Genomic DNA, 11,240 nt, shown 5'->3' on the forward strand with positions numbered 1-11,240 from the left:
GTGCGCCGGAAGCCGTTCGACTACGGCGTGTTCATACGAAAACGGCGCATCCGTGCGGATGAGGACATCCCCACGGACACGCCGTCACATATCGAGGCCACGGGCATCGGGCCTTGGGCCACCGGCCACCGGCCACCGGCCACCAATCCTCCGGGCCCGGAGGACGGAGCCCGCGTCCTCAGCTCTCCGAGTCCGGGGCCGAGGCCGCCGCCTTCTTCGCGGCCGTCGTCTTGGCCGCCGCCGTCGCCGTCTTCTTCGTGGCCGCCTTCTTGGTCGTCTTCTTGGTCGTCTTCTTGGCGGCGGTCTTGGCGGTCGTCTTCGCGGTCGCCGTCTTGGTGGCCGCCGACTTCGCCGCGGTCTTCTTGGCCGTGGCCTTCTTCGCCGTCGTCTTCTTGGCAGCTGTCTTCTTCTTCGCGGGCCCCTTGGCCCGCTTCTCCGCCAGCAGTTCGTACCCGCGCTCGGGCGTGATCTCCTCGACGCTGTCACCGGACCGCAGCGTCGCGTTCGTCTCGCCGTCGGTGACGTACGCGCCGAAGCGTCCGTCCTTGACGACCACGGGCGCGCCGCTGACCGGGTCCGTGCCCAGTTCCTTCAGCGGCGGCTTGGCCGCGGCCCGGCCGCGCTGCTTCGGCTGCGCGTAGATCGCCAGCGCCTCTTCGAGGGTGATGTCGAAGAGCTGCTCCTCCGTCTGGAGCGACCGCGAGTCCGTGCCCTTCTTCAGGTACGGGCCGTACCGGCCGTTCTGCGCGGTGATCTCGACGCCCTCCGGGTCCACGCCCACGACGCGCGGCAGCGACATCAGCTTGAGGGCCTCCGCCAGGGTGACCGTGTCCAGCGACATCGACTTGAACAGGGACGCCGTACGCGGCTTGACCGCGTTCTTGCCCGTCTTCGGAGTGCCGTCGGGCAGCACCTCGGTCACGTACGGGCCGTACCGGCCGGCCTTCGCGACGATCGGGTGGCCGCTCTCCGGGTCCACGCCGAGCTCGAAGTCGCCGCTCGGCTTGGCGAGCAGCTCCTCCGCGTACTCCTGGGTCAGCTCGTCGGGCGCCAGGTCCTCCGGCACGTCGGCGCGCTGGTGGTTCTCCGCGTCCTTCTCACCGCGCTCCACATACGGCCCGTAGCGGCCGACGCGCAGCATGACGCCGTCGCCCACGGGGAACGAGGAGATCTCGCGCGCGTCGATCGCGCCGAGATCGGTGACGAGTTCCTTGAGCCCGCCGAGGTGATCGCCGTCACCGTTCCCCGCGCCGGACGCGGCTCCCGCGTCGTCGCCGCCCTCACCGAAGTAGAAGCGCTTCAGCCACGGAACGGAGTGGGCCTCGCCCCGCGCGATACGGTCGAGGTCGTCCTCCATACGGGCCGTGAAGTCGTAGTCGACGAGCCGGCCGAAGTGCTTCTCCAGCAGGTTGACCACGGCGAAGGACAGGAAGGACGGCACGAGCGCCGTGCCCTTCTTGAACACGTAGCCGCGGTCGAGGATCGTGCCGAGGATCGCCGCGTACGTCGACGGGCGGCCGATCTCCCGCTCCTCCAGCTCCTTGACCAGCGACGCCTCGGTGTAGCGGGCCGGCGGCTTGGTGGAGTGGCCGTCAGCCGTGATCTCCTCCGGGCTCAGCGCGTCGCCCTCGGCGACCTGCGGCAGACGGCGCTCGCGGTCGTCCAGCTCGGCGTTCGGGTCGTCCGCGCCCTCGACGTACGCCTTCATGAAGCCGTGGAACGTGATGGTCTTGCCGGACGCGGAGAACTCGGCGTCCCGGCCGTCGCTGGAGCGCCCGGCGATCCTGACGGTGACGCTGTTGCCGGTCGCGTCCTTCATCTGGGAGGCGACGGTCCGCTTCCAGATCAAGTCGTACAGGCGGAACTGGTCGCCGGTCAGACCCGTCTCGGCGGGCGTGCGGAAGCGGTCGCCCGAGGGCCTGATCGCCTCGTGCGCCTCCTGCGCGTTCTTGACCTTGCCCGCGTACGTGCGCGGCTTGTCCGGCAGGTAGTCGCCGCCGTACAACTGCGTGACCTGCGCACGCGCCGCCGACACGGCCGTGTCCGACAGTGTGGTGGAGTCCGTACGCATATAGGTGATGAAGCCGTTCTCGTACAGCTTCTGTGCGACCTGCATCGTGGACTTCGCGCCGAAACCCAGCTTCCGCGACGCCTCCTGCTGGAGGGTCGTCGTACGGAAGGGAGCGTACGGCGAGCGGCGGTACGGCTTCGACTCGACGGACCGTACCGCGAACGACGTCTCCTGAAGCGCCGCGGCCAGCGCCCGCGCGTTCGCCTCGTCCAGGTGGAGCACCTGGTCGGACTTCAGACGGCCGTCGGACCCGAAGTCGCGGCCCTGCGCGATCCTGCGGCCGTCGACCGAGACGAGCCGCGCCACCAGGGACGAAGGATCGGACGCGTCACCGGCGCGGCCCGTGCCGAAGGTGCCGGTGAGGTCCCAGTACGAGGCGGAGCAGAAGGCGATGCGCTCGCGCTCCCGCTCGACGACGAGACGGGTCGCCACGGACTGCACGCGGCCCGCCGACAGGCCGCGCATGACCTTCTTCCACAGGACCGGCGACACCTCGTACCCGTACAGCCGGTCGAGGATACGGCGGGTCTCCTGCGCGTCGACCATCCGCGTGTTCAGCTCGCGCGGGTTCGCCACGGCCGCCCTGATCGCGTCCTTGGTGATCTCGTGGAAGACCATCCGGTGGACCGGGACCTTGGGTTTCAGCACCTCCTGGAGGTGCCACGCGATGGCCTCGCCCTCGCGGTCCTCATCGGTGGCGAGGAAGAGTTCGTCCGACTCGGCCAGCAGCTCCTTGAGCTTCCTGACCTGCGAGCGCTTGTCGGAGTTCACCACGTAGATGGGCTGGAAGTCGTTCTCGACGTCGACGCCGAGCCTGCGCACCTCGCCGGTGTACTTCTCGGGGACCTCGGCCGCGCCGTTGGGCAGGTCGCGGATATGCCCGACGCTCGCCTCGACGACGTATCCAGGACCCAGATAGCCCTTGATCGTCTTGGCCTTGGCGGGCGACTCGACGATGACGAGTCGGCGGCCGCCGTTCGCGGTCTCGCTGGTCGGGGACAACTTCGTTCTTCTCTCTCCGGTCGACGCTCGATGGGCCCGGCGGGTCCGTACGACACTTACGACAGTACGGCGCGACTCCACGGGACCCGTGGCGTGGCCCCGCTGTGCCGCTCCTCCGCTGCGGAGTGTGACGGTACAACCCGCCCCTGTGTCAAACGGTGCATTCCCGCAACGGCCCCTCGAACGGTAACCCGACTTCCGGCATTCCTGCCGCCGGACCCCGCCCGCCGGGGCGGGGGACGGAACGGGTACGGGGAGGCCCCGCGCATTCCGCGTGGCCGTCCGGGAACGGCCGCCCGGCCCGCCGTGAACATCCGACCGGGACCGCTCCGCCGCAGGTCCGGCGCCATGCGCGGGCGGTCGGCAGGCCCGCTGTCCGCCACCCCGCCGATCACCGGCAGAGGATTCCGGTCACCCGCTGTTCCGGTCTCGTCACAGTCGGCGGAACAGCCACGGCGAGTGGGGCGGTCCCCCTGTTCCTCCTGGCCCCCTTGTTCGTCCCGTTCCCCCTGGTCTTTCTGGTCTTCCTGGTCTTCCCGTTCCCCCTGTTCATTCCGTTCCCCCTGTTCGACCTGGTCTCCCTGTTTCCTCCTGGTCCCCCTACTGATCCGCGACCGGCTCCAGATACCCCTCGCCGACCAGCAGGCGGATCGACTCCGGGGTGCGGTCGCGCAGCGCCACCGGGTCCTCGTCGACGAGCTGGGCGATCGCGTCGAGGATGCGGCCCGCGCTGAGCGTTCCGTCGCACACCCCCGCGAACCCGGCTCCCACCGTGTCCACCTCGGTGGCCCTGCGCATGCCGCGGTGCTGACGGAGCACCACATGCTCGGGGTCCTCCGCGCCGGGCAGCCCCACCTGCTCCTGCACGACCTCGGGCGCCAGTGTGAACCGCCCTGCGAGCAGCGCCGCGTCGTCGTGCGTACGCAGATAGTCCTGCCTGGCGAAATGGGCCCGTACCGTCTCTCCGAGCGGCTGCTCCACCGGGTGCGGCCAGTCCTCCACGACGATCGAAGGACGCGTGGCCCCGGACTTGCGCAGCGTGATCCAGCCGAAGCCGACGGCGCGTGTCCCACGGGCATCGAACTCGTCGAGCCAGGCACCGTACAGCCGGGCGTAGCGCTCCGCGTCCCCCGAGTCGTGCTCCCCGCTGTCGCGCAGCCACAACTCCGCGTACTGCGTGACGTCCTGGACTTCGCGCTGCACGATCCACGCGTCGCAGCCGCGCGGCACCCAGGAACGGAGCCGGTCCTCCCACTCCTCGCCCTCGACGTGCTCCCAGTTGGCGAGGAAGTGGGCGAACCCCCCGTCTTCGAGGTGATCGCCGACCCGCTGGACCAGCGTGCGGCACAGGTCGTCACCGGCCATGCCCCCGTCCCGGTACGTACGCCGCGCACCGGCGGTGTCCGGCCCGGCGGGCGAGATGACGAACGGCGGATTCGAGACGATCAGGTCATACGTCCGGTCGCCGACCGGATCGAACAGCGAGCCCTCCAGCAGCTCGGCCTCCGGGGCCCCCGACAGCGCGAGCGTCAGCCGGGCGAAGGCCAGCGCCCTCGGGTTGAGGTCCGTGGCCGTGACCCGTGTGGCGTGCTGGGACGCGTGCAGCGCCTGGATTCCTGAGCCCGTGCCGAGGTCGAGCACCGACCCGGCCGGCGTACGGACCGTGAGCCCGGCGAGCGTGGTGGAGGCGCCGCCCACGCCCAGTACGACTCCCTCGCCGCGCCCGCTCGCACCGGCGGCGCCACCGACCGCGCAGCCGAGGTCGGAGACGATGAACCAGTCCTCCCCTCCCGGTCCGCCGTACGGCCGGACGTCGACCGTCGCCCGCACGGCGCCCCCGCCTGCGCCGCCGCCCGCCGTCTCCCCCGCCGCATCCGCGACGAGCCAGCCGTCGGCCAGCGCCTCGTCGAGCGGGAGCGCGTCGCGGGCCCGCTCGGCGGGCACGGCGTCCTGCAAGAGGAACAACCTCACCAGCGTGTCGAGCCTGGACGCGCCGCGGGTGGCGCGCAACGCGGGCACGGTCTCGCTGCGGGCCAGCGCGGCGTACGCGGCGGCGCCGAGCAGGTCGAGCAGGCCGTCGACGGTGAACTCCGCGGCGAGCAGGGCTTCGCGGAGCCGGGCCGCGCGGTCGGGTACGGGAAGACTGGTGGTACTCACCCCCACATTGTGACGGCCGCCACTGACAGCGGCCCGCACCGGACCGCGAACCCGCCGAGAAGCGGCGGCCGAGGCCGCCTGCGCCACGAAGCCCGAGCCCGAGGCAGCCCTGCGCTACGAAGCCCGAGCCCGAGGCAGCCCCGCGCTACGAAGAAGCCGAGGCGGCCCCGGACGGGGCACCCTTCTTGCAGCCCGGCTGCTTGGCCATGGCCTGGCCCAGATCTCCCGACTGGAGCTTGCGCAGCGCCGTGTCCCCACTGGAGCCGATCTTGCCGAGCTGTGTCGAGACATCGCTCAGCTGCTGCGCGAACTTGGCCTGGTCGCTGGTGTCCAGCCCGTCGACCTGCTTCTGGAGCTGCGCGTACGCGGCGGAGGTCGAGTTGAGCTCCTTGACCGCGTCCTGCTGGGTCTTCGCGCCGTCGTCCACCGGCGGCGCGCCCGCCGTCTTCACGGCGGAGGCCAGCGCCGCGTAGGCCTTGGCGTTGGTCTGGAAGGCGGCCGAGTCGACCTTCTTGACGTCGGCGGGCTCGCTGGCCGTGGAGGTGGCCTTCACGATGGACGCGTTGGCGTCGGCGATCGCCTGCCGCTGCGGCTGCACCTTGTCGCAGAAGCCCTTGGCCCAGTCATTCACCTTGCTGTCGTTGTTCCCGCATCCGGACAGCGCCAGGAGCACCACCGCACCGCAGGACAGCGTCGCCGCTAGCTTCTTCTTCACCGATCGGTCCCTTCCGAGGCTCTCGGCCCCGGAACTTACACGCCATGCACCCCATGCCCCTGCCCCGAGCGTCCGTTCCATTCCGCCTTGGGGTGGTTTAGGCCGAGCGAGAGACACCTCACGCTACCGACGGGTACGAGCGTTCGGGCAGTACTCGAACGGGTGAAAGTGCCCGACTGGGCCAGTGGCTGGGCCGATCGGCCGGTGCCGCGCGAAGGCGGGGACTCGCAGGCTCGCGGACGCCCCGGGGGACGGGCGCGCGAGCGGACAGTGGAGGCCGGGCCAGGCGGGCGCGAATCGGTCGCTCAGGGCCCGGATGCCTGGATGCCTGGATGCCTGGTCCGCCGATGGCCCGGGTGCCCCGGCGCCTGGGCACCTGGCCTCCTGCCGGCGCGGTCTCCTGGACACCTGACACAAAGAAAAGAGGCCCCGTTCACAGGACCTCTCCCCATCAAACCTTCGGCGCGGGCGCCCGGCACAGCCCGGGCGGAACCACGGACTCAGGACAGCGGCACGGCCGAGGCGGTCGGCCAGCTCATCCGGATGACTCCGCCGTCGGGACCCGAGACGACCTTGACGTCGTCAACGAGGCCGCTGATCACCGCGAGCCCCATCTCGTCCTCGCCCTCGGCCTCCGCGTCGTGACCCTCCACGCCCGGGCCGGCCTCGGCCACACCCGCGGCGGACGCACCGGAACCCGAGCCCGGCACGTCGTCGCCGACCTCGATGGAGAACGTCTTCTCCTCCTCGGTCAGCACGACCTTCACCGGCGACATCACGCCATGGCCGCGGTGGAGGCCCACGGCACGGCTGCACGCCTCACCGACGGCGAGTCGGACCTCATCGAGGACGGCCTCGTCGACTCCCGCCCGCCGCGCCACGGCCGCCGCCACCAGTCGAGCCGTCCTGACATGCTCCGGCTGGGCGCTGAAGCGGAGCTCAACGGTGGCCATCCACATCCCCCTCGAACATACGAGCGTGCACTCTCCACCACTTCCAAGGGCTTGCGGGCGTGGGGCCCCGGCATGCTCGCCCGGCTCCCCTGCCCATTCCTTCGGAAGCCGCTGCCGACGTCAGTCGGTGGCGGCCACGGCCTCGTCCACCGTGGTGTGGATCGGGAACACCTTGGTGAGACCCGTGATCCGGAAAATCTTGAGAATGCGCTCCTGGTTGCAGACGAGGCGCAGCGAGCCCTCGTGCGCACGGACCCTCTTGAGTCCGCCCACGAGAACGCCGAGCCCGGTCGAGTCGAGGAAGTCCACACCCTCCATGTCGACGACCAGGTGGTAGCTGCCGTCATTCACCAACTCCACCAACTGCTCGCGCAGCTTGGGCGCGGTATACACATCAATCTCGCCACCGACCTCGACGACCGTACGGTCGCCTCCAGGGCCGGACACGTTGCGAGTCGACAGGGACAGGTCCACGGATCCTCCAGCACCTTGCTATCGAGCGGTCGCCCCTCGGGTCTCCCCGACGGAGCCAGGGGACGTATCGCCAGCCGCGATGGCATTCAATCACTTACCAGCAGCCATGTACGACGCCTTGGGGCCATTGTCCCGCACGCCAGTGACACACTCGATGCCGATGGCCAGGAATCACCACCCCAACGGACCCGCCCGGAGCGGGGACAACCGCCCCACGCCGGACACGGTCCTCGACCGGCTCGCCGCAGGGGCGGGCCGGGCTGCGCGCATCACCCATACGGAGCACCTGCCCCCGAGGCCCGGCCGTCATGCAGTCTGGCCCGACCGTATTCGGCCCGAGGTCATCGCCGCGGTCCAGCGGGCCGGCATCGAACATCCCTGGGCCCACCAGGCCGAGGCCGCGGAGCACGCCCTCGACGGTGAGTCCGTCGTGATCGCGACCGGCACGGCGTCCGGCAAGTCCCTGGCCTACCTCGCGCCCGTCCTCACCGCCCTGCTGGAGGGCTCCGAGGCCCCCAACGGGCGGGGGGCCACCGCTCTGTACCTGGCGCCCACGAAGGCCCTCGCCGCGGACCAGCGCCGCGCCGTGCGGGAACTGTCCGCCCCGCTCGGCACGGCCGTGCGCCCCGCCGTGTACGACGGCGACACCCCCGTCGAGGAACGCGAGTGGGTCAGGCAGTACGCCAACTACGTGCTGACCAATCCGGACATGCTGCACCGCGGGATACTCCCGGCCCACCCGCGCTGGGCCTCCTTCCTGCGCGCCTTGCGCTACGTCGTGATCGACGAGTGCCACACCTACCGGGGCGTCTTCGGCTCCCACGTCGCCCAGGTGCTGCGACGGCTGCGGCGCGTCTGCGCCCGCTACGGTGCGCACCCGGTCTTCCTGCTCGCCTCGGCGACCGCCGCGCAGCCCGGCGTCGCCGCGGGCCGCCTCACCGGACTGCCCGTGCGCGAGGTGGCCGACGACGCCTCGCCCCGCGGCGAGGTCGTCTTCGCGCTGTGGGAGCCCCCTCTCACCGATCTCCACGGCGAGAAGGGCGCGCCCGTGCGCCGCACCGCGACCGCGGAAACCGCCGACCTCCTCACCGACCTGACCGTGCAGGGTGTCCGCACGGTCGCCTTCGTCCGCTCCCGGCGCGGCGCGGAGCTGATCTCCGTGATCGCCAAGGAACGTCTCACCGAGGTCGACCGCTCCCTGCCGGGCCGGGTCGCGGCCTACCGGGGCGGCTACCTGCCCGAGGAGCGCCGCGCCCTGGAGGCCGCCCTGCACTCGGGCGAACTCCTCGGCCTGGCCGCCACCACGGCGCTGGAACTCGGAATCGACGTCTCCGGCCTCGACGCCGTCCTGATCACCGGCTATCCGGGGACCCGTGCCTCCCTGTGGCAGCAGGCCGGCCGCGCGGGCCGGGCCGGCCAGGGCGCCCTGGCCGTTCTGGTCGCCAGGGACGACCCGCTGGACACCTTCCTCGTCCACCACCCGGAAGCGCTGTTCCACCAGCCCGTGGAGTCGACCGTCCTGGACCCGGACAACCCGTACGTGCTCGCTCCGCACCTGTGCGCGGCCGCCGCCGAGCTGCCGCTCACCGAGGACGATCTGCCGCTGTTCGGGCCCGCCACGGCGGACCTGCTGCCGCAGCTGGAGGCCGCGGCACTGCTGCGCCGCCGCTCGTCCGGCTGGTACTGGACCCAGCGCAGGCGCGCCGCCGACCTCGCCGACATCCGCGGCTCGGGCGGCAGCCCGGTCCAGATCGTGGAGTCCGGTACGGGCCGGCTGCTGGGCACGGTCGACGAGGCCGCCGCGCACACCGCGGTCCACGACGGCGCCGTCCATCTCCACCAGGGCCGTACGTACCTGGTGAAGCAGTTGGACCTGGCCGACTCGGTCGCCCTCGTCGAGGAGGGGAACCCGCCGTACTCCACGACGGCACGGGACACCACCGCCATCTCCGTACTGGAGACCGAGACCGAGATCCCGTGGGGCGACGGACGCCTGTGCTACGGCTCCGTCGAGGTCACCAACCAGGTCGTCTCCTTCCTCAGACGCCGTCTGATCACCGGTGAGGTGCTCGGCGAGAGCAAGCTCGACCTGCCGCCGCGCACCCTGCGCACCCGCGCCGTGTGGTGGACGGTCACCGAGGACCAGCTCGACGCGGCGCGCGTCAACCCCGAACAGCTCGGCGGCGCCCTGCACGCCGCGGAACACGCCTCCATCGGGCTCCTCCCCCTCTTCGCCACCTGCGACCGCTGGGACATCGGCGGCGTCTCCATCCCGCTGCACCCGGACACGCTGCTGCCCACGGTGTTCGTCTACGACGGCCACCCCGGCGGCGCGGGCTTCGCCGAACGCGCCTTCCGTACGGCCCGCTCCTGGCTCACGGCCACCCGCGAGGCGATCGCCTCGTGCGACTGCGACGCCGGGTGCCCGTCCTGCATCCAGTCGCCCAAGTGCGGCAACGGCAACGATCCCCTGCACAAGCGGGGTGCCGTACGCCTCCTGACCGAGCTGCTCAGGCACGCCCCCGAGGACCCGTCGGACCCGGCGGAACCGGACGAACCGTCGGACCCGGCAGAACCGGCGGACCGGGCCGAACCGGTGGACTCGGCAGAACCGGCGGGCCCGGCGGACTCCACGTCCCCGGAGAGGTCCGGGCGGGCGCCGGTGCCGGCACCAGCGGCACCGGCGGCACCGAGGAGTCCGGTTGGACTGACTGATCCGGCCGACCCGACCGGTCCGACGACGACACAGGCGCCCTCCTGAGCCCTGGTGATGGGCCCCAGGCTCAGGACCGTCGATCAAGACCGGCGATCAAGATTGTCGATCAGAACGCGGGGCCAGGGCAGCAGCACCCGGTTCCGCTCCTCCCGGGCCCGCCTGTCCCGCGTCCGGCTCCGGGCCGGATTCCGGGTCTGGTCCTGGGTCGTCCCCCGGACTCGCCCCGGGCCCCGCGCGCGCCCTGATCGCGGGCGCGTAGGGGCCGGCCCTGACCACCGCGGTCACGTCCACGACCTGGCCGTCCAGTTCGCAGCGCGCCAGTCTCGCGCCCTGCGCAGCCGCCACCCGCGCCGCCGCGCCACAGGCGTCCGCACGGCCGGACAGCGCCCGGTCGGCCGCCGCGAGGGCCGCGAGGTCGGCAGCCGCCCCGGCCCGGTGCCGGGCGGCGACTGCCTGCCCGAGCGCCAGGACGACCCCGAACAGCGCGCAGAGCACCGTGGCCACCACGGCGACCAGGACCGTCGCCGAGCCGCGGTCCCGTCCCTGGCGGGGCGGGCGGCTCATGGCCCGCCCCCTTCCGGGATCTCCGAGGCCGCGGGAGCGGCCACCGGACCCGCGTCCTCCGCGGACGCGACCGCCTCGGCCGACAGGTTCAGCGCGAGGGCGTCCGGTCCCGGCGCGGGCGCCGTGACGCGAACGCGCCACAAGTCCCCCGCCCGTCCGACGGTGATCCGGGCGCCCTTCGGAGCCGTGGAACGCGCGGCCTCCAGCGTGGCCGCCCGCGGTTCCGCTCGCGCCGCTGCGCGCGCTCCGGCACGGGCCGCGTCCACGCACTGGATCTGCGCCGCTGCCGCCATCAGGGCCCAGACCAGGGCCATGGCGAAGGCCACGAGCCCCGGAACGGTGACGGCCGCCTCCGCCGTGACATAGCCGCCGTCGCGCCGCCCGGGGGCGCGGCGGCGGTCAGGACTTCGCATGGAGCGCCTGCCCGATCAGCGACTCCAGGGCGCCGTGCACCGTCCCGCTGGTGACCACCTTGTAGAGCACTGCGGCGAAGGCGCAGGCGGCGATGGTTATCTAGGGTGAGTGATTCCCTTCAGGTACGTGAGGCAAGTAGGGTGGATCTCTACTTGCCTGCACGATATCTGGGGG

The 11,240-nt window shown here is 71.9% G+C and carries 8 protein-coding genes and 1 pseudogene; 1 reads left to right on the forward strand and 8 read right to left on the reverse strand.

The genetic code is table 11. The annotated features are described in order from the left end of the window. Positions 1–178: 178 nt before the first annotated feature. The 5 genes from topA to LCE31_RS04285 form a co-directional block, all read right to left on the reverse strand. A complete protein-coding gene (gene topA / locus LCE31_RS04265) occupies positions 179–3,073 on the reverse strand; it encodes a type I DNA topoisomerase (RefSeq protein ID WP_225012600.1) in 2,895 nt (964 codons plus the stop codon). 600 nt (positions 3,074–3,673) lie between these two features. Next, a complete protein-coding gene (locus LCE31_RS04270; protein WP_225012601.1) occupies positions 3,674–5,230 on the reverse strand; it encodes a DUF7059 domain-containing protein in 1,557 nt (518 codons plus the stop codon). Positions 5,231–5,375: 145 nt separating this feature from the next. Beyond that, positions 5,376–5,945, reverse strand: a complete 570-nt coding sequence (locus LCE31_RS04275) for a small secreted protein (protein WP_225012602.1) — start codon at positions 5,943–5,945, stop codon at positions 5,376–5,378. A gap of 500 nt (positions 5,946–6,445) precedes the next feature. Then, the gene (locus tag LCE31_RS04280) at positions 6,446–6,898 is read right to left on the reverse strand and encodes an ATP-binding protein (RefSeq protein WP_225012603.1); all 453 of its coding nucleotides are present in this window, start codon (positions 6,896–6,898) and stop codon (positions 6,446–6,448) included. 120 nt (positions 6,899–7,018) lie between these two features. Further along, positions 7,019–7,372 (reverse strand): STAS domain-containing protein, encoded by a 354-nt coding sequence (locus LCE31_RS04285; protein ID WP_003967428.1) that lies wholly within the window; start codon positions 7,370–7,372, stop codon positions 7,019–7,021. Positions 7,373–7,451: 79 nt separating this feature from the next. Between LCE31_RS04285 and LCE31_RS04290 the strand changes: the two genes are divergently transcribed. Further along, the gene (locus tag LCE31_RS04290; protein ID WP_225012604.1) at positions 7,452–10,133 is read left to right on the forward strand and encodes a DEAD/DEAH box helicase; all 2,682 of its coding nucleotides are present in this window, start codon (positions 7,452–7,454) and stop codon (positions 10,131–10,133) included. Positions 10,134–10,181: 48 nt separating this feature from the next. On the opposite strand, the gene LCE31_RS04295 is transcribed toward LCE31_RS04290, so the two are convergent. The 3 genes and pseudogenes from LCE31_RS04295 to LCE31_RS04305 form a co-directional block, all read right to left on the reverse strand. Next, positions 10,182–10,652: an Rv3654c family TadE-like protein gene (locus tag LCE31_RS04295; RefSeq protein WP_225012605.1), complete on the reverse strand. Its 471-nt coding sequence runs from the start codon at positions 10,650–10,652 to the stop codon at positions 10,182–10,184. Further along, positions 10,649–11,065 carry a TadE family type IV pilus minor pilin gene (locus LCE31_RS04300; RefSeq protein ID WP_225012606.1) on the reverse strand — a complete coding sequence of 139 codons (417 nt, stop codon included), beginning with the start codon at positions 11,063–11,065 and terminating at the stop codon, positions 10,649–10,651. The genes LCE31_RS04295 and LCE31_RS04300 overlap by 4 nt, the downstream gene beginning before the upstream one ends. Continuing rightward, positions 11,052–11,162 (reverse strand): annotated as a pseudogene (locus tag LCE31_RS04305) (DUF4244 domain-containing protein); the annotation flags it as partial. The gene LCE31_RS04300 and the pseudogene LCE31_RS04305, both read right to left, overlap by 14 nt. Positions 11,163–11,240: the final 78 nt, after the last annotated feature.

It is taken from the genome of Streptomyces sp. 8L (genome assembly GCF_020176795.1).
GTDB lineage: Bacteria > Actinomycetota > Actinomycetes > Streptomycetales > Streptomycetaceae > Streptomyces.

Bases quoted from the DNA above. Each gene is read 5' to 3' on its own strand.
- LCE31_RS04280 (WP_225012603.1), bottom strand. From the start codon at position 6,898: ATGGCCACCGTTGAGCTCCGCTTCAGCGCCCAGCCGGAGCATGTCAGG.
- LCE31_RS04290 (WP_225012604.1), top strand. From the start codon at position 7,452: ATGGCATTCAATCACTTACCAGCAGCCATGTACGACGCCTTGGGGCCA.
- LCE31_RS04295 (WP_225012605.1), bottom strand. From the start codon at position 10,652: ATGAGCCGCCCGCCCCGCCAGGGACGGGACCGCGGCTCGGCGACGGTC.
- LCE31_RS04300 (WP_225012606.1), bottom strand. From the start codon at position 11,065: ATGCGAAGTCCTGACCGCCGCCGCGCCCCCGGGCGGCGCGACGGCGGC.